Genomic DNA, 17,986 nt, shown 5'->3' with positions numbered 1-17,986 from the left:
CTGTTTCTGTGCGGGCGTCAGGGCGTGGGAGCCATGTCCAGCGCCTGCGCCATATCGACGGCCACCACGCGTGACACGCCCTGTTCCTGCATGGTGACGCCGACCAGCTGCTCAGCCATTTCCATGGCGATTTTATTGTGCGAAATGAACAAAAACTGGGTCGATTGCGACATCTCCGCCACCAGGCGGGCGTAGCGCGCCGTGTTCGCGTCATCCAGCGGCGCGTCCACCTCGTCCAGCAGACAGAAGGGCGCGGGGTTGAGCATGAACATGGCAAAGACCAGCGCGATGGCCGTCAGCGCCTTCTCGCCGCCCGACAGCAGGTGGATGGTCTGGTTCTTTTTGCCCGGCGGCTGCGCCATCACCTGCACGCCCGCGTCCAGAATCTCGTCGCCCGTCATCACCAGACGCGCCTGACCGCCGCCAAACAGGCCGGGGAAGAGCCGCCCGAACTCGCTGTTGACGCGCTCGAACGTGGCGCCCAGCAGCTCGCGCGTTTCCTGGTCGATGCGGCGGATGGCGTCTTCCAGCGTCTCGATCGCGCTGCCCAGATCAGCGAGTTGCAGCACCAGCTGGTCGCGGCGCTCGCGGGCGGCGGCCAGCTCCTGCAGCGCGGCGAGGTTGACGGCGCCCAGGGCCGCCATCTCGCGGTGGATGCGGTCGATCTCGGCCTGCAGGCCGTGCAGGCGGACCTGCTCGGCGTCGATGGACTGGGTCAGCGCGGCATCGTCGACCTGCGCGGCATCCAGCTGCTCGCGGTACTGCGCGCCGCCCAACGCGGCCGCCTGCTGCTCCAGCTGGAGCTGGCCGATGCGCTGGCGCAGGGGCTCGAGCGCCTGCTCGGCCTGCAGGCGCTGGCCGTCGGCGTCGCGCAGGCTGTGGCCAATGTCGTCATGACGGCGGCGCGCGTCGGCCAGGCGCTCCTCGCAGGCCAGTCGCTGGGCCAGCGCGTCCTGCAGGGCCTCGTCCTGGCCGTCGGCCTGAAGCTGGCTGATTTCTTCCTCAAGCGCCCGCAAGGCCTGGGCCTGGGTTTCGCGCTGCTCGGCCGCCGTCTGCAGGCCGCGCTGCAGCTCGGCCTGGCGGGCGTGCAGGCCCTGCCAGGCGAAGCGCGCTTCCTGCGACTGGCGCTCCAGGCTGCGCCACTGCGCCTGCCCGTGCTCCAGCGCCTGGCTGGCGGCGCGGGCGGCGGCGTCCAGGCGAATCTCGTCCTCCTGGACCTGCGCCAGCTCGATGTCCAGCGTTTCGAACTGGGCTTCCAGCTCGGACTGGCGCTCGGTCAGTTCAGCCAGGCGGGTGGCGATGTCGTCCTCGTCCTCCAGCCACTGCTGCTCGCGCTGGCGGGCGGCCTCGGTCTGCTCCTGCCAGCGCGTGCGCTCCAGCTGCAGGCGGTGCAGCAGGGCCTGGGCCTCGCCCTGCTGGCGGCGCGATTCGGTCAGGGCGGCACTGGCCTGCGCGTGCTGGGCCTCCAGGCGCTGCAGCGTGGCGCGGCCGGTTTCGCACAGCAGGTGCTGGGCGCGCAGTTCGCGCTCCAGATCGGCGATGGCCTGCGCCCGCGCCAGAACGCCATCCGCTCCGCCGCCCTCGGCGTAAAACGCCACGCTGTGGCGGCTCACCCAGTGGCCCTGGGGCGTGACCAGCCCCTGGCCCGGCGCCAGGCTATGACGCTGCGCCAGCGCCTGCGCCAGGTCGGGCGCGGTGCCCACGCCGGCCAGCCAGTCGGCCAGCAGGGCCTGCAGCGCGCGCGCCTGCGAAGGGTCGGCGCCCGGCGCCAGGCCGATCTGCTGCGCCAGCGGCTGGGCCATTGCAGGAGGGGTTTCAGCGCTCACCGCCGCGCTTTCGCGCTCGTGGAACACCAGGCGCACCGGCGGCGGGCTGCCCGCAAACCCCGCCAGCAGCTCCAGCCGCGACACGCCGCGCGACTGCAGGCGCTCGCGCAGCACGGCGGCCAGCGCGTTCTCCCAGCCCGGCGCCACGCGCAGCAGCGGCCACAGCGGCGCCAGGCCATCCAGCCCTTGCGCCTGCAGCCAGGGCTGAAGCTGCCCGTCGGCGCCCGCCTGATCCTGCTGGGCCTGCAGCGCCTCCAGCCGCGCCTGCAGGCGGGCGAGCTGGCTGTCGTCGCGCCGCGCCGTGTCCTGCGCCTGGCTGCGCTGCGGGCCCAGATCGTCGATCTGCTGCTGCAGCGCCTGCAGCGCGGCGCGGGCATCCTGCTCCACGGCGGTCGCGCGCTGCAGTTCGGCGTCGAGCAGCGCCTGCTGGCCGTCGTCGGGGCGGGCCTGCGCAGCGCGGGCCTGGCGCAGGCGCTGGCCGCGTTCGGTCCACTGGCGCAGCTGGTCCTGGGTGTGGCGCGTCTCCTGCGACAGCGACTGCATGCGCTGCTGCACGGCGCTGGCCGACTGGCGCTGCGCCTGCAGGGCGTCCTGCGCCTGGCGCTGCGCATCCTGCAGCGCGGGCACGCTGTCGGCCTGTTCGTCGCAGCGCGCCTGCAAGGTCAGCACCTCGTCTTCGCCACGGGCGATCTCGTCCTGCAGGGCCTCGATCTGGGCCAGCGCGTCGTCCTGGCGCGTCTGCCACTGCGCCTGCTGCTGCGCCAGCTGCTCGCGCTGGCGATGCAGGCGCTGGCGGCTGTCGGCCTGGTGGCGCAGGCGCTCTTCCAGCACGCTGACGGCGAGCTGCGCCTGGGACAACTCGCCCTGGGCGGCGTGCAGCGCGTCGCCCGCGTCCAGATGCTGCTGACGCAGCGCCTCGACCTGCGCCATCGCTTCGGAATGCTGGCTGGACTGCTCCTGCAGCCGCAGCTCGGCCTGCGCCAGATCGGCGCGCACGCGGGCTTCTTCGCCCGCCGCGTCGCGCCACTTCAGAAACCAGAGCTGGTGCAGACGGCGCAGGCCCAGATCCTGCAGCGACTGGTACTGCTGCGCGACCTGCGCCTGCTGCTCCAGCCGCGACAGGCTGTGCGTCAGCTCCTGCTCGATGTCCTGCACGCGGGCCAGGTTGTCGCGCGTGTTCTCCAGGCGGTGTTCGGTCTCGCGGCGGCGCTCTTTGTATTTGGAGACGCCCGCTGCTTCCTCCAGAAACAGGCGCAGATCCTGCGGCCGCGATTCGATGATGCGGCTGATCGTCCCCTGCCCGATGATGGCGTAGGCGCGCGGACCCAGGCCAGTGCCCAGAAAGACATCCTGCACATCGCGGCGGCGCACCACCTGGTTGTTGATGGAATAAGTGGACGTGCCGTCGCGCGTCAGCACGCGGCGCACGGCAATCTCGGCGTACTGGCCCCAGGGGCCGCCAGCGCGGCCGTCGGTGTTGCTGAAGACCAGCTCGACGCTGGCGCGCCCGGCGGGCTTGCGCTGGCCGGATCCGTTGAAGATCACGTCCTGCATGGATTCGCCGCGCAGTTCGCTGGCCTTGGATTCGCCCAGCACCCAGCGCACCGCGTCCATGATGTTGGATTTGCCGCAGCCATTGGGCCCCACCACGCCGACCAGCTGGCCGGGCAGGGCGAAGGTCGTCGGGTCCGCGAAAGACTTGAATCCCGAGAGCTTGATGTGTTGAAGACGCATGGGCAGCCCGTCTGTCCCGGAGGGCCGGGATGATACCATCGGGGTCCATCTGACCACAGCGGAACCGAAGCGGGACCGACCACATCATGGCCACTGCGCGCAGCAAAAAAATCAGCCAGAACATCAATCCGGAAAAAGCCATCGCCGAGCTGACCGCTTCGGTGAATCAGGCCGCGACAGCATCGGCCCCGGCCGCTTCGGCGGCCCCAGCGCCTGCCGCATCCGCGACCCGCACACGCCGCGCTCCGGCCGCCACGGCCGCCGCCAAAGCCAAGGCGGCCCCCGCGCAGCGCGCCAAACCGGTCAACCCGCCCAGCGAACCCAGCAAGGATCTGCTCGCCTTTCCCAACCCGAACCCGGAGCGCGATTACCTGATCCAGTTCCAGATCCCCGAGTTCACCTGCCACTGCCCGCTGACCGGCCAGCCCGATTTCGCGCACTTCATCATCGACATGATCGCCGACCAGCACTGCGTCGAGCTCAAGAGCCTGAAGATGTATATGTGGAGCTTCCGCAACGAGGGCGCTTTCCACGAGAAAGTCACCAACGACATTCTGGGCAAGATCGTCGAGACCACCGATCCGCGCTTCGTGCGCATCACCGCGCGCTGGTATGTGCGCGGCGGCATCTACACCAATGTGGTCGCGCAGCACCGCAAAAAGGGCTGGAAGCCAGGCAAGATGGATGTGCTGGACGCCACGGCCAGCCTCGGCAGCGAAAAAGGCCTGCTGGCCGGCTCGGGCCTGTAAGCCGCGATGGCGCTCAACCCCCGGCTGGATGCGCTCCAGCCCTACCCCTTCGAGCGCTGGCGCCAGCTGGTGGCGCACTGGCAGTCCAGCCAGAGCGCGCCTGCCGTGTCCGCGCCCTCCCCCATTTCGCTGGGCATGGGCGAACCACGACACGCCACGCCCGCGCTGATCCCGCAGACCCTGGATGCGCACCGCGCCGGGCTGTCCAGCTACCCCGCGACCAAGGGCGAGCCCTTTTTGCGTCAGGCCTGCGCGGACTGGGTGCAGCGCCGCTACGGCGTGGCGCTGGATGCGGAGCGCGAAGTGCTGCCCGTGCTGGGCACGCGCGAGGCGCTGTTCTCGCTGGCGCAGGCCCTCGTTGATCCGGTGCGCGCCCCTTCGACGGCCCCGGCGACGGTCATTGCGCCCAACCCTTTCTATCAGATCTACGAAGGCGCCGCGCTGCTGGCGGGCGCCCAGCCCGTCTATGCCAACTGCCTGGCGCCGGGTTTTGAGCCCGACTGGTCCAGCATCCCGGACGGCGTCTGGCCCAGCGTGCAGCTGCTCTACACCTGCAGCCCGGGCAACCCGACCGGCGCGGTGACCGGGCTGGATGGCTGGCGCGAGCTGTTCGAACGCGCCGACCGCCACGGCTTTGTCATCGCCAGCGACGAGTGCTACAGCGAAATCTACCCGCCCGGCAGCCCCCCGCCGCTGGGCGCGCTGCAGGCCGCGCAAGAGCTGGGCCGGGGCTTTGAGCGCCTGGTGGTGTTCACGAGCCTGTCCAAGCGCTCCAACGCGCCGGGGCTGCGCTCGGGCTTCGTGGCGGGCGACGCGAAGGTGCTGGCGCAATACCTGCTGTATCGCACCTACCACGGCAGCGCCATGAGCCTGCCGGTGCAGCACGCCAGCGCCGCCGCCTGGGCCGACGAGGCCCACGTCGAGGACAACCGCCAGCAGTACGACGCCAAATTCCGTGCCGTGACGCCGCTGGTCCAGTCGGTGCTGGACGTCCAGCGCCCGCCCGCCGGTTTTTATCTCTGGGCGGGCCTGACCCCGTCCGTGCTGGACGCGCTGCAACGCCGCTACGGCCAGCCGCTGGACGAGCACGGGACAGCGCTTTCGCCCGACATCGTCTTTGCGCTGGCGCTGCTGGCCGAGACCGGCGTCACCGTGCTGCCCGGCAGCCTGCTGGCGCGAACCAGCGCGGGCGTCAACCCGGGCCGCAACCGCCTGCGCCTGGCGCTGGTCAGTCCGCTGGACGAGACCGTGCAGGCCGCGCAGCGCCTGGCGGCTTTTGTGCACGCCCTGGGCTGAAGCCGCCCCTGCCCCCTTCTTTCCCCGATTTCTTCCCTTTCTGACCCACCGCCCAACACGAGCCCCACCATGACATCCCAACTGCAAAGCCTGATCGAAAACGCCTGGGAACTGCGCACCGAATTCTCTCCCGCCAACTGCCCGTCCGACGTGCGCGACGCCGTCCAGAGCGTGCTGGACGCGCTCAACAGCGGCAGCCTGCGCGTGGCCGAACGCCGGGGCGTGGGCGACTGGCACGTCAACCAGTGGATCAAAAAGGCGGTGCTGCTGTCCTTCCGCCTGAACGACAACCGCGTCATGAACGCGGGCGAGCTGCAGTTCTTCGACAAGGTGCCCAGCAAGTACAGCGGCCTGTCGGACGCCGAACTGCGCGCCACCGGCGTGCGCGTGGTGCCGCCCGCAGTGGCCCGCCACGGCAGCTATCAGGCCAAAAACGTGGTGCTCATGCCCTCTTATGTGAACATCGGCGCCTACGTGGATGAAGGTACGATGGTCGACACGTGGGCCACCGTGGGCTCGTGCGCGCAGATCGGCAAAAACGTCCACCTGTCGGGCGGCGTGGGCATCGGCGGGGTGCTGGAACCCCTGCAGGCCAACCCGACCATCATCGAGGACAACTGCTTCATCGGCGCACGCTCCGAGGTGGTCGAAGGCGTCATCGTCGAGGAAAACTCCGTCATCAGCATGGGCGTGTACATCGGCCAGAGCACCAAGATCTACGACCGCGCCACCGGCGAGGTCACTTACGGCCGCATCCCGGCCGGATCGGTGGTGGTCAGCGGCAACCTGCCCAGCAGCGACGGCAAATACAGCCTCTACTGTGCGGTCATCGTCAAGAAAGTCGATGCCCAGACCCGCGCCAAAACCAGCATCAACGACCTGCTGCGCAGCTGAAGTCCCGCTGCTGCGACGGCAGGCCCAACCAGGGCGCACCGCCATGACTTCTTCGCAGATCCCTTTCTCGCTGGACCAGATCGGCAATCCGCAGGCCAAAACCATGGACCGCATCCTGCGGCTCATGGCCGAGCGCGGGGCGTCGGATGTCTATCTGTCGGCCAAGACGCCCATCCTGGTGCGCATCAGCGGCCAGATGATGCAGCTGAGCGAGGAGGCGCTGCGCCCCGACCAGACCTTTCTTCTGATCAGCGAGCTGCTGCGGCCCGACCAGATCGCCGAACTCGAAGAGCAGGGCGAGCTCAACGTCGGCATCGGCCTGTCGGGCGTGGGCAGTTTCCGCCTGAGCGCTTTCCGCCAGCGCGGCACCATCGCGGCCGTGCTGCGCTGTGTCACCGCTGAAATCCCCTCGCTGGAGGCCATGGGCCTGCCGCCTGTGCTGGGCCAGCTGATCCTGGAAAAACGCGGCCTGATCCTGATCTGCGGCGCCACCGGCCAGGGCAAGAGCACGACGATGGCGGCGATGCTGGAAGAGCGCAACCGCAAGGTCACCGGCCACATCCTGACCATCGAAGACCCGATCGAGTACCTGTTCACCAACAACCGCTCCATCGTCAACCAGCGCGAGGTCGGGCGCGACACCAAATCGCTGCACACCGCGCTGCGCAACGCCCTGCGCCAGGCGCCGGACTGCATCATGATCGGCGAGATCCGCGACCGCGAAACCATGGCCAATGCCATCGCCTATTCGCTGTCGGGCCACCTGGTCATCGCCACGCTGCACGCCAACAACAGTTATCAGGCGCTGTCGCGCGTGGTCTCTTTCTTCCCGGCCGAAGTGCGCGAGCCCATGCTGCACGACCTGTCCACCGCCCTGCGCGCGGTGGTCACGCAGCGCCTGCTGCGCAGCACCATCGGCGGGCGCGTCCCGGCGGTCGAGATCCTGATCAACAGCCAGCGCCTGTCCGAACTGATCCACGCGGGCGACATCGACGGCGTGCGCGACGCCATGCAGACCACGCTGAGCGACGGCTCGCAGACCTTTGACGACGAGCTGGTCAAGCTCATCCTGGGCAAAATCATCACCCGCGAAGAAGCGCTGGCCCACGCCGATTCCTCGGCCAACCTGATCTGGCGCCTGGACAACGACCAGAGCAGCAAAAAAGCCGCCCAAGCCAACGCCCGAGCTGAGCCTGCCGTGCGGCCCGGCCAGCATGTCACCGACTACCAGGAGCTGTTCATCGATGTGCCTGCGCGCCGCGACGAACAGCCCCTGTTCACCTTTCAGTAAACCCCTCCGCCATGACCGACGATGTTCTCAGCCTGACCCTGGACCTGCTGCGCCGCCCTTCCGTCACCCCGCACGACGACGGCTGCCAGGACCGCCTGCGCCAGGAGCTGGAACCCGCCGGTTTCACCTGCACCGACCTGCCCTTCGGCCCCGAAGGCGCGCGCGTCAGCAACCTGTGGGCGCTGCGCCAGGGCCCGCGTGACGGCCCGGTCGTGGTCTTTGCCGGGCACACCGACGTGGTGCCCACGGGCGATGCGGCGCGCTGGGCTTCGCCGCCCTTCGAGCCGCAGGTGCGCGACGGCGTGCTTTACGCGCGCGGCGCAGCCGACATGAAAACCAGCATCGCCGCCATGACGCTGGCCGCGCGCGATTTCGTGCGCGAACACCCCGATCACCGGGGCAGCATCGGCTTTCTGATCACCAGCGACGAGGAAGGCCCCTCGGTCGACGGCACCGTTCAGGTGGTGCGCTGGCTGCAGGAGCAGGGCCAGCGCCTGGACTGCTGCATCGTCGGCGAACCCAGCAGCACGGCACGCCTGGGCGACATCATCAAGAACGGGCGGCGCGGTTCGCTGTCGGGCCGCCTGGTCGTGCACGGCGTGCAGGGCCACGTCGCCTACCCGCACCTGGCGCGCAACCCCATCCACGACGTGGCGCCCGCGCTGGCCGAACTCACCCGCACCGTCTGGGACGGCGGCAACGCGCACTTCCCGCCGACCACCTTCCAGATCAGCAACATCCACGGCGGCACGGGCGCGACCAACGTCATCCCGGGCGAGCTGGTGATTGATTTCAACTTCCGCTTCTCGACCGAATCGACGCCCGAAAGCCTCAAAACCCGCACGCTGGCGCTGCTGGACCAGCATCCCATCCAGTACGACCTGGCGTGGAACCTCAGCGGCCTGCCTTTTCTCACGCCGCCCGGGCCGCTGGTCGATGCGCTGTCCGCCGCCATCCAGGCCGAAACCGGCGTCACGCCCGAGCTGTCCACCAGCGGCGGCACGTCGGATGGCCGCTTCATTGCGCGAATCTGCCCGCAGGTCGTCGAGTTCGGCCCCATCAACGCCACCATCCACAAGATCGACGAGCAGGTGGCCGTCGCCGATCTGGCGCCGCTCAAAGCCATTTACCAGCGCACCCTGGTCAGCCTGCTGGCATGACGGCGCAGGAACTGGCGCTCCACGCCGAAGCCGCGCTGGGTGCGGCGGACGTCCATCTGGGCCAGGGCACGCTGAGCCTGCGCGACGAGGCCGTCTGGCTGGTGCTGGCCGCGCTGGGCCAGCCGCTCGATGCATTTGACGACATCGCCAGTCAGCCGCTGGACGCCGCGCAGCAGGCCGCCGTGCACGATCTGCTGCAGCGGCGCATCACCACGCGCCAGCCGCTGGCTTATCTGACGGGCGAAGCCTGGCTGCAGGGCGTGCCGTTTTACAGCGACGCGCGCAGCATTGTGCCGCGCAGCCTGATCGCCGAACTGATCGCCGACGGCGGTTTCGACGCCTGGCTGGGCGACAACACGCGCCGCGTGCTGGATTTGTGCACCGGCAACGCCAGCCTGGCCGTGCTGGCCGCCATGGCCTGGCCGGACGTGAGCGTGGTCGGCTGCGACCTGAGCGCCGACGCGCTGGCGCTGGGCGCGCGCAATGTGCAGCGCCACGATCTGCAGGGCCGCGTCACGCTGCGTCAGGGTGATCTGCTCGATCCGGTGCGTGCCGACGGTCCTTTCGATCTGGTGCTGTGCAATCCGCCCTACGTCTGCCAGGACAGCATGGATCGCCTGCCGCCCGAATTCCGCGCTGAGCCGCGCCTGGCGCTGGACGGCAATCCGCACGACCACGCCCCGCCCGCGCAGCGCGATGGCATGGACATCCTGCGCCGCGCCCTGCCTGCCCTGCCCGCGCTGATGTCGCCGCAGGCCGTGCTGGTGCTGGAGATCGGCCACGAGATCGGGCACTTTGTGCGCGCCTTCCCCGGCCTGCCCGCCATCGGCCTGCCCACCAGCGCGGGCGAGGAGCAGGTGCTGCTGCTGACGCGGGGGGATCTGGCGGGGGGGCATGACAATGCGTCCGCCTGATTTGCATCCAAGAATCATCATCTTTGCCGGGCCCAACGGGGCAGGAAAAACTGTCTTCGCCAGATCTTTCCTTCCGGCTGAAGCCCAGCTGCAACGTTTCATTAATGCTGACCTGATTGCCGCTGGGCTTTCGCCTTTTGCGCCGGAAGCAGCCGCCATCAAGGCAGGACGCTTGATGCTGGAAGAAATCAATACGGCCGCCCTGCAGAGAGCCAGCTTTGCGTTTGAAACGACACTGGCCGGACTATCGTATCTGCGCCATATCCAGCGCTGGCGCAGCGACGGATACCATGTCAGCCTGTTTTTTCTGTCGCTCCCCGATGCCGAAACGGCCTTGGCCAGAGTCGCCGAGCGCGTGCGCCAAGGGGGCCATCACATTCCGGAGCAGACCGTACGTCGCCGTTTTGCCGCAGGCTGGCAAAATTTCCAACAGTTTTACCGTGACGCGGTCAGCGATTGGGCCGTCTATGACAACGCAGGCCGCACACCGATCCTGATCGACTGGGGAGAAAACACATGAGACAGGACCTGTTCAAAGCCCGAAACCCGGATCTGCGTGCATCGCTGGCCGCCATGCAGCGCGCTGCCGCCACGGCCAGGCAGGTGGCGATACAGACCAATACCGCCATCGTCGTCGTGCAAGGCGGAAAACCGGTGCGTATTACCGCCGACCAATTGCGCAAGGAGTTCTGAATGCAGTCCACCACCCGCCACGCCCGCCTCCTCACCCCCTGCGGCTGGCTCGATGCCGACATCACTTTCGATACCCGCATCCGCGCCATCGTGCCGCGTGCCGCCGAGGCCGGGCAACGTCTGCCGGTGATGCTGCCGGGCTTCATCGACCTGCACTGCCACGGTGGCGGCGGGCGCGACATCATGCAGGGCGGCGATGCGGCCCCGGCGGTGTCACGCACGCACGCGCGCCACGGAACAACATCCTTCCTGGCGACGACCATGACAGCGCCCGCCGAAGACATCGAGGCCGCACTGCGGGCGCTGGCGCCGCATGTGGCGCAGCGTCCGCAAGGGGGCGCGCGCATTCTGGGTGTGCATCTGGAAGGGCCTTACATTTCGCCGCACAAACTGGGGGCGCAGCCGCCCAACGCCGTGCCGGGCCGCGCCGCCGAGTTCGACGCCTGGAACGCCATCGCGCCCATCCGCGTCTGCACCATCGCGCCGGAAATGCCCGGCCACCTGGAAATGCTCACCCACCTGGTCAGCCGGGGCGCGCGTGCGCAGCTGGGCCACAGCACGGGCAGTTACGAGGCCGCCGTGGCCGCGCTGAACGCGGGCGCCAGCAGCTTCACCCACCTCTTCAACGCCATGAGCGCCCTGCACCACCGCGAGCCTGGCCTGGTCGGCGCAGCACTGGCGCACGCCACGCACAGCGAAATCATCCCGGATCTGCTGCACGTCCACCCCGGCGCCATCCGCGCGGCCTGGCGCTGCATCCCGGGCCTGTTCGCCGTGACCGACGCCACGTCGGCCACCGGCATGCCCGACGGCGATTACCGCCTGGGCAGCCACACGGTGCACAAATGCCTGGGCGGCGTGCGCCTGGCCGACGGCACGCTGGCGGGCAGCTGCCTGACCATGGATCAGGCGCTGCGCAACCTGGTCCACGGCGTGGGCCTGAGCCTGGCCGAGGCCAGCCACGCACTGTCGCGCCACCCGGCGCAGTTCCTGCAGCTGCCCGACCGTGGGCAGATTGCAGTCGGACAGTTCGCTGACCTGGTCGTTCTGGACGAGGCGCTGGCGCTGCAGGAGGTGTTTGTCGAGGGCGAAGGCATCGCGCCTGCGCCTGCCGCTGCGCCTGCAGCCGCTATGGCCTGACAGCGGGGCGTCGGCCCCTGCGCGCGGTGCGTGCCGCTAGGGCAAAGTGGGAAGAAGAATCGCTCATGATCGTGTCCGGGTCAGGCCCGAACATGCTGCAGCGCACCCGACACCACCGGCCACAGTGAGGCCAGCAGCGTCAGCGCCATCACGCGGTTGAACCAGCGCAGCCGCACCGGGTGCGCCAGCCAGCGGCGCAGCGCCCGGCCCGCCCAGGCCCAGACCGACACGCTGCACAGGTTGATGGCCATGAAAACCAGCACCACCATCGCCAGCAGCGCGCCGCCTGGCGCCGCGGGCAGGTAGCTGGCGACCAGCGTGGTCACCATCATCCAGGCCTTGGGGTTGGCCCACTGGAAGGCAGCCGCGCCCAGCGCCGTCATGGGGCGGGCGGTTTTTGCCGTTTTTGCGCTTTGGGCCGCAGGAGATTCCAAGGGTGGCCCATCCGGCTGCGCCAGCGCGGCGAGGGGCGTGGTGGCCGTGCCCAGTCGCCAGGCCAGATGGATCAGCCACAGCGCGCTGACCGTCTGCAGCAGGGCGTCCAGCAGCGGCCAGCGCACCAGAAGTGCGCCCAGGCCCAGCGCCAGCACCACCAGCATCACCCCGGCGCCTGCCGCAATGCCCAGCATGTGCGGCACGGTGCGGGCGAAGCCGAAGTTCAGGCCAGACGCCAGCAGCATCATGTTGTTGGGGCCGGGCGTGACGGACATCACAAAGCTGAACAGGGCCAGCGCCCACAGGGCAGAAGCGGTCATGGCGGATTCCTTGAACCCCGTGAGCGTCACGGTATGTCAGCCAATGTAGGTCAGAAACCGGCAGGGTTCCTGTACAGTCGCAGCCAGAATATTCACCACTGGCCCGGCGCCGCAACCAGTACAGCACAGAGCCCATGAACCCGCCCGAGAAATCCCCCATGAGCGACAGCCCCCTGCCCGGCTGGGCCGTCAGCCGGGGCGGCGACACGCCACTGCCCGAGCAGGTCGCGCGCACCCTGCTGCGCCACATGGACGAGCACCAGCTGCCCGCAGGCAGCCGCCTGCCGTCCATCCGCCGCCTGGCCAGCCAGACAGGCGCCAGCCGCTTCAGCGTGGTCGAAGCCTACGACCGCCTGATGGCGCGCGGCGTGGTCGAGGCGCGCCAGGGCATGGGCTTTTTCGTGCGCCGCCCGCCGCAGCCTGAGCCCGAAACGCGCAGCGAGCCAGTACCGCGCCAGCTCGACACCGGCCGCCAGGACGTGCAGTGGCTGCTGCAGCAGGTGCTGCAGCGCGAGCTGCCCCTGCCGCCTGCGCTGCTCGATTCGCGCCTGCTGCGCAGCGCCCAGCGCTCCGTGCTGCGCCACAGCCACGACGAGGACGCGCCCGCCTACGGCCACCCGCTGGGCCTGCCTGAATTGCGCGCTCAGCTGGCGCGCCAGCTCGCTGCCGCTGATATCCCCGTCCACCCCGACCGCAACCTGCTGCTGACGCACGGCGTCACGCATGCGCTCGACCTCGTGCTGCGCCACCACGTGCAGCCGGGCGACACGGTGCTGGTGGAAGATCCCGCCTGGTTTGTGGTTTTCGGGCGGCTGCAGGCGGCCGGGGCGCGCGTCATCGGCATCCGGCGCGGTCCGCAGGGGCCTGATCTGGCGCAGCTGGAAGACATGGCGCGCGAGCACCGTCCCCGCCTCTTCATTGTCAACAGCGGCCTGCACAACCCGACCGGCTACAGCCTGTCGCTGGGCCACGCGGTCGATGTGCTGGACATCGCCCAGCGGCATGATCTGCTGATTTTCGAGGACGACACCTGGAGCGATCTGCTGCCGCGCCCGCCCGTGCGCCTGGCCGCGCTGGACCGCTGCCGCCGCGTGCTGCTGGCCGGCGGCTACGCCAAGCTGATCTCGCCAACGCTGCGCGTGGGCTACCTGGCGGCGGCGCCCGAACAGATCGCGGCGCTGACCGGGCTCAAGCTGCTGACCGGGCTGACCAGCTGCGCGCACAGCGAGGCCGTCGTCCACCAGGTGCTGGCCGAAGGGCAGTTCCGCCGTCACCTGCAGCGGCTGCAGACGCGGCTGCAGCAGGCGCGGCGGGTCGCGCAGGCGCAGGCCGCCCGGCTGGGCCTGCATCCGGCTCACCCCGAAGCCAGCCACGGCCCCTTCCTGTGGCTGGACACCGGCCGCAGCAGCCTGACCCTGAGCCAGACCCTGGCCAGCGCGGGCGTGGTCGCCGCGCCGGGCAGCCTGTTTTCGCCGCAGCGCCAGGACAGCACCTGGCTGCGCCTGTCCGTCCTGACCCCGCCGCCGCACTGGGAGCTGATCGGCAGCGCCCTGGCCCGGATGTGAACCGCGTGTGATCCCGGCTATGCGCTTTTCCAACACTTTTTCCGGATATCGTCCCAGCCGATTTTGGGCACAATCACTGGATGACGCTTCCTGACCCTTCCGCTGCCGCCCGCCTGCTCATCGTGGACGACGAGCCCGACCTGTGCGCGCTCTACGAAATGACGCTGCGCCGCGAAGGCTACGCCGTCGATACGGCGGGCAGTGTGACGGCGGCCTGGTCGCGGCTGCAGGCGGCGCGCTACGATCTGCTGATCACCGACATGCGGCTGCCCGACGGCCTGGGGCTGGATCTCCTGCAGCGCCTGCAGCGCGACGGCCGCCAGGAAAAAACCATGGTGATCACCGCCTACGGCTCACCCCAAAACGCCGTCGAAGTGCTGCGCGCCGGGGCTTACGATTACCTGACCAAGCCGGTGGACCTCAAGGACCTGCGCCGCATCGTGCGCGGCGCGCTCACCGGCGTGCCGCCCGCCAGTGCGCCGTCCAGCACGGCGGGGGCGGCCACCACCCCAGCCACTTCGCCGTCGGTAACAGCGGCGGCGCCCGCGCTGCGGAGCCAGCCCCGCCCGGCCGCCCCGGCCCCGTCGACCGCCGCTGCGCGTCCGGCCACCGCCCCCGTCCAGCCGGGCGGTGACGCGCTGGACAGCCAGGGCCTGCCGCTGCAGGACGACTGGCTGGGCCCGCGCGACGATCCGCCCGAACTGCGCCACATGGTCGGCGATTCCACCAGCATGCGCCAGGTGCGCGCGCGCATGGCCAAAGTGGCGCGCAGCATGGCGCCAGTGCTGATCCACGGCGAATCGGGCACCGGCAAGGAGCTGGTCGCGCGCGGCATCCACCAGCTCAGCGACCGGCGCGCCGGACCCTTCATCGCCGTCAACTGCGGCGCCATCCCCGAAAACCTGCTCGAAGCCGAATTCTTCGGCTACCGCAAAGGCGCGTTCACCGGCGCGCAGCAGGACCGGGGCGGATTCTTCCAGGCGGCGCGCGACGGTACGCTCTTTCTGGACGAAATCGGCGAGCTGCCGCTGTCCATGCAGTCCAAGCTGCTGCGCGCCATCCAGGAGCGCAAAGTGCGGCCGCTGGGTGACACGCAGGAAACCTGGGTGGACGTGCGCATCGTCAGCGCCACGCACCGTACGCTGGGGCAGGAAGTCATCGAAGGCCGCTTCCGCCAGGATCTCTACTACCGCCTGAACGTCATCGACATCATCGTGCCGCCCCTGCGCGAGCGCCGCGACGACATCCCGCTGCTGGCCCGTGCTCTGCTGACGCGGATTGCGGGCGAGACGGGCAGCAACGGCGAGGACATGCCCACGCTCAGCCCTGGCGCCATCGCTGCGCTGCAGGCCCACAGCTTCGAGGGCAATGTCCGCGAGCTGGAAAACTGCCTGCAGCGCGCGCTGGCGCTGCGCAGCGGCGCGGTCATCACCGAATTCGATCTGGGCCTGGATCTGCCCGACAGCGAACCCGCGTCTCCCCCCCTGTCACCCCAGCCACCGCCCCCTGCGGCTTCTGCGCCGGTGTCGGCCCCAGCGCCAGTGGCCCGGTCGCCCGATGATGCGCTGCCGGTCGATCTGCCCACCGATCTTCAGGCCTATCTGGACGACATCGAGCGCCAGGTGCTGCGCCGCGCGCTGCAGGTTTACGGCATGAACCGCACAGCGGCCGGGCAGCACCTGGGGCTGTCGCTGCGCCAGATGCGTTACCGCATGTCACGGCTGGGGCTGGATGCCGACAGCGTGCTGGCGCAGGACAGGCCGCCACAGGAGTGGCGCAACGGCTGGTGGACGCCCGCCCGCGCCATCCCCTCGCCCAACTTTGGGCCGCGCCCAGCCGGGGGGCAGATTGATCTGGCCGTCATCCACTCGATCAGCCTGCCGCCGGGCGAGTACGGCGGGCCTTACATCGCCCAGCTCTTCACCAACCAGCTGAACCCGGACGCCCACCCCTATTTCGGCCCGCTGCGCAACCTGCAGGTGTCGGCGCACTTTGTCATCCGACGCGACGGGCAGGCGCTGCAGTTTGTCTCGGTCAACGACCGCGCCTGGCACGCGGGCGCTTCGCACTGGCAGGGGCGCGACAACTGCAACGACCATTCGATCGGCATTGAAATGGAAGGGCTGGAGGGCGAGCTGTTCGAGCCCGTGCAGTACGAGGTGCTGGTGCGCCTGCTGCTGGCCATCAACCGGCAATGGCCGCTGGAGAGCCTGGCCGGGCACGAGCACATCGCGCCGGGCCGCAAGCTGGATCCCGGGCCAGGCTTTGACTGGCACGGCCTGCATCAGGCTCTGGGCTGGGAGGTGCGCCGCTTCGCCAGCCTGGCGCCAGCCCGCGCGCCGCTGGCCGGGGCGTAAAAAAACCGCTCCGGGCGCGAACCCGGAGCGGCTGTCAAACAACGGAATCCGATCCGTTCGCAGGCCCGAAGGCCTGCGTCTGGATCAGTGCAGGATTTCGAGGACTTCGCGCTTGCCGCCCTTGTAGGTGTACAGCGTCATGGAGGCGTTCTTGTTGTCGCCCTTCTCGTCGAAGGAGAACTCGCCGGTCACGCCCTTGTAGCCCGTGGTTGCAGCCAGCTTGGGCAGGTAGACGGCGGGGTCAGACGAACCGGCTTCTTTCATGGCATTGGCCAGCATCATCACGCTGTCGTACACGTACGGGGCGTAAATCTGGACTTCCACGCCAAACTTCTCTTTGAAGCGCTTCTTGAAGTCGTCCATTTTGGTCTTGTACTCGCCATCGGCACCGCCGGCTTCGGCGCAGTAGACCTGGTTGTCGCCGAAGGACTGGCCGGACAGCTTGTACAGCTCGCCGGTGCACAGGCCGTCGCCGCCCACAAACTTGGCGGTGATGCCCAGCTGCTTCATCTGGCGCAGCATCGGGCCACCCACGGCGTCCATGCCGCCGAAGAAGACCACGTCGGGCTTCTTGGCCTTGATGGCGGTCAGGATGGCGGTGAAATCCGTGGCCTTGTCGTTGGTGAACTGACGGTCAGCGGGCTTGACACCCGCGGCTTCCAGCGCCTTGGTGTACTCGTCAGCCAGACCCTGGCCGTAAGCGGTGCGGTCATCGATCACGACCACAGTCTTGCCTTTGAGCGTGTCCACGGTGTACTTGCCCAGCGTGCCCCCCAGCTTGACGTCATCCGCCACGGCGCGGAAGGCCGTCTTGTAACCCTGGCGCGTGTACTGCGGGTTGGTCGACGAAGGGGTGATCTGGGGAATGCCCGCCTTGGCATAAATCGCCGAAGCCGGAATGGTCGTGCCCGAATTCAGGTGACCGACCACGCCGTTGACTTTCTTGTCAACCAGCAGCTGGGCGACAGCCGTGGCCTGCTTGGGATCGGCGGCATCGTCTTCGGGGACCAGCTCGAACTTGGCTCTCTTGTCGCCGATCATGAAGTTTTCGGCGTTCAGATCCTCGACAGCCAGGCGGCCGCCGTTTTCGTTGTCCTTGCCCAGGTGGGCGATGGCGCCACTGGTCGGGGCGACATGACCGATCTGGACCACCAGTTCGCCACCGGCAGCAGCGGCAGGCGCTGCGTCGGCGGGTTTGGCATCGGCGACCGGAGCATCAGCGGGTTTGGCCGCGTCTGCAGCGGGAGCAGCCGCCGCAGCGGGAGCTTCGGCCTGGGGGGCTTCCTGCTTCGAGCAGGCGGCCAGCAGGAGAGCAGCGGCAAAAGCCACCGGCAACATTTTCAGCATCGTGATCTCCGTAAGGGATATGAATCCGGGCACCTACGGCGGGCCACCTCAGCCTGCCGTCTGCCAACGTGGAAAGAATTATCTGCGATAGTCTGTCGGCGGTCTGACCGGGTTTCTCCCTGTAAACCCTGAGGCCGTTACAAAATAGCAACAGTTCATCCCCCCTGAGCCCGGGTCTGGCGCGCTGCTAGACTGAGACCATCCCCCTGCATTGCGCGCCTGCGCTCCTGCCCATGTTTTTTGCCCGAATCCGACAAACGGCGAA

At 68.9% G+C, this 17,986-nt stretch carries 14 protein-coding genes; 11 read left to right on the top strand and 3 right to left on the bottom strand.

Features of this window, described 5'->3' with window-relative positions; genetic code table 11:
• Positions 1–17: 17 nt before the first annotated feature.
• Entirely contained in the window at positions 18–3,560 is a 3,543-nt protein-coding gene (gene smc, locus RV045_RS08980) for a chromosome segregation protein SMC (protein WP_423235448.1), read from the bottom strand.
• Positions 3,561–3,892: 332 nt separating this feature from the next.
• Between smc and queF the strand changes: the two genes are divergently transcribed.
• From queF to nagA, 9 genes are all read left to right on the top strand, one after another.
• On the top strand, positions 3,893–4,309 hold the full coding sequence (queF, locus tag RV045_RS08975; RefSeq protein ID WP_423235495.1) for a preQ(1) synthase: 417 nt from the start codon (positions 3,893–3,895) through the stop codon (positions 4,307–4,309).
• A gap of 6 nt (positions 4,310–4,315) precedes the next feature.
• Positions 4,316–5,605: a succinyldiaminopimelate transaminase gene (gene dapC, locus RV045_RS08970; RefSeq protein ID WP_423235447.1), complete on the top strand. Its 1,290-nt coding sequence runs from the start codon at positions 4,316–4,318 to the stop codon at positions 5,603–5,605.
• A gap of 69 nt (positions 5,606–5,674) precedes the next feature.
• Entirely contained in the window at positions 5,675–6,499 is an 825-nt protein-coding gene (gene dapD, locus RV045_RS08965) for a 2,3,4,5-tetrahydropyridine-2,6-dicarboxylate N-succinyltransferase (RefSeq protein ID WP_423235446.1), read from the top strand.
• 43 nt (positions 6,500–6,542) lie between these two features.
• The gene (locus RV045_RS08960) at positions 6,543–7,790 is read left to right on the top strand and encodes a PilT/PilU family type 4a pilus ATPase (protein ID WP_423235445.1); all 1,248 of its coding nucleotides are present in this window, start codon (positions 6,543–6,545) and stop codon (positions 7,788–7,790) included.
• An 11-nt stretch (positions 7,791–7,801) separates the two neighbouring features.
• A complete protein-coding gene (gene dapE / locus RV045_RS08955) occupies positions 7,802–8,950 on the top strand; it encodes a succinyl-diaminopimelate desuccinylase (RefSeq protein ID WP_423235444.1) in 1,149 nt (382 codons plus the stop codon).
• Entirely contained in the window at positions 8,947–9,864 is a 918-nt protein-coding gene (gene prmB / locus RV045_RS08950) for a 50S ribosomal protein L3 N(5)-glutamine methyltransferase (protein ID WP_423235443.1), read from the top strand. The genes dapE and prmB overlap by 4 nt, the downstream gene beginning before the upstream one ends.
• Positions 9,845–10,384, top strand: coding sequence for an ATPase (locus RV045_RS08945; RefSeq protein ID WP_423235442.1), 540 nt, complete (start codon positions 9,845–9,847; stop codon positions 10,382–10,384). Before prmB ends, RV045_RS08945 begins: the two co-directional genes overlap by 20 nt.
• A complete protein-coding gene (locus RV045_RS08940; RefSeq protein WP_423235441.1) occupies positions 10,381–10,557 on the top strand; it encodes a hypothetical protein in 177 nt (58 codons plus the stop codon). Before RV045_RS08945 ends, RV045_RS08940 begins: the two co-directional genes overlap by 4 nt.
• Positions 10,558–11,697, top strand: a complete 1,140-nt coding sequence (gene nagA / locus RV045_RS08935; RefSeq protein WP_423235440.1) for an N-acetylglucosamine-6-phosphate deacetylase — start codon at positions 10,558–10,560, stop codon at positions 11,695–11,697.
• Positions 11,698–11,777: 80 nt separating this feature from the next.
• Here the strand turns inward: nagA and RV045_RS08930 are convergent, their stop codons facing one another.
• Positions 11,778–12,452: a LysE family translocator gene (locus RV045_RS08930; protein WP_423235439.1), complete on the bottom strand. Its 675-nt coding sequence runs from the start codon at positions 12,450–12,452 to the stop codon at positions 11,778–11,780.
• A 158-nt stretch (positions 12,453–12,610) separates the two neighbouring features.
• On the opposite strand from RV045_RS08930, the gene RV045_RS08925 reads away from it, so the two are divergent.
• Positions 12,611–14,017: an aminotransferase-like domain-containing protein gene (locus tag RV045_RS08925; protein WP_423235438.1), complete on the top strand. Its 1,407-nt coding sequence runs from the start codon at positions 12,611–12,613 to the stop codon at positions 14,015–14,017.
• An 80-nt stretch (positions 14,018–14,097) separates the two neighbouring features.
• Complete coding sequence (gene ampD, locus RV045_RS08920) at positions 14,098–16,374, top strand: 1,6-anhydro-N-acetylmuramyl-L-alanine amidase AmpD (RefSeq protein WP_423235437.1); 2,277 nt, start codon at positions 14,098–14,100, stop codon at positions 16,372–16,374.
• Positions 16,375–16,458: 84 nt separating this feature from the next.
• Here ampD and RV045_RS08915 read toward each other — a convergent pair whose 3' ends face one another.
• Positions 16,459–17,721 carry a branched-chain amino acid ABC transporter substrate-binding protein gene (locus tag RV045_RS08915; RefSeq protein WP_423235436.1) on the bottom strand — a complete coding sequence of 421 codons (1,263 nt, stop codon included), beginning with the start codon at positions 17,719–17,721 and terminating at the stop codon, positions 16,459–16,461.
• Positions 17,722–17,986: the final 265 nt, after the last annotated feature.

It is taken from the genome of Amphibiibacter pelophylacis, assembly GCF_037688875.1.
Taxonomy (GTDB): domain Bacteria; phylum Pseudomonadota; class Gammaproteobacteria; order Burkholderiales; family Burkholderiaceae_C; genus Amphibiibacter; species Amphibiibacter pelophylacis.
The sequence above is the reverse complement of the archived record's forward strand: the minus strand, read 5'-3'. Positions and strand labels throughout refer to the sequence as shown.

Coding starts and splice junctions, on each gene's coding strand:
- smc (WP_423235448.1), bottom strand. CDS start 3,560: ATGCGTCTTCAACACATCAAGCTCTCGGGATTCAAGTCTTTCGCGGAC.
- dapC (WP_423235447.1), top strand. CDS start 4,316: ATGGCGCTCAACCCCCGGCTGGATGCGCTCCAGCCCTACCCCTTCGAG.
- dapD (WP_423235446.1), top strand. CDS start 5,675: ATGACATCCCAACTGCAAAGCCTGATCGAAAACGCCTGGGAACTGCGC.
- RV045_RS08960 (WP_423235445.1), top strand. CDS start 6,543: ATGACTTCTTCGCAGATCCCTTTCTCGCTGGACCAGATCGGCAATCCG.
- dapE (WP_423235444.1), top strand. CDS start 7,802: ATGACCGACGATGTTCTCAGCCTGACCCTGGACCTGCTGCGCCGCCCT.
- prmB (WP_423235443.1), top strand. CDS start 8,947: ATGACGGCGCAGGAACTGGCGCTCCACGCCGAAGCCGCGCTGGGTGCG.
- RV045_RS08945 (WP_423235442.1), top strand. CDS start 9,845: ATGACAATGCGTCCGCCTGATTTGCATCCAAGAATCATCATCTTTGCC.
- RV045_RS08940 (WP_423235441.1), top strand. CDS start 10,381: ATGAGACAGGACCTGTTCAAAGCCCGAAACCCGGATCTGCGTGCATCG.
- nagA (WP_423235440.1), top strand. CDS start 10,558: ATGCAGTCCACCACCCGCCACGCCCGCCTCCTCACCCCCTGCGGCTGG.
- RV045_RS08930 (WP_423235439.1), bottom strand. CDS start 12,452: ATGACCGCTTCTGCCCTGTGGGCGCTGGCCCTGTTCAGCTTTGTGATG.
- RV045_RS08925 (WP_423235438.1), top strand. CDS start 12,611: ATGAGCGACAGCCCCCTGCCCGGCTGGGCCGTCAGCCGGGGCGGCGAC.
- ampD (WP_423235437.1), top strand. CDS start 14,098: ATGACGCTTCCTGACCCTTCCGCTGCCGCCCGCCTGCTCATCGTGGAC.
- RV045_RS08915 (WP_423235436.1), bottom strand. CDS start 17,721: ATGCTGAAAATGTTGCCGGTGGCTTTTGCCGCTGCTCTCCTGCTGGCC.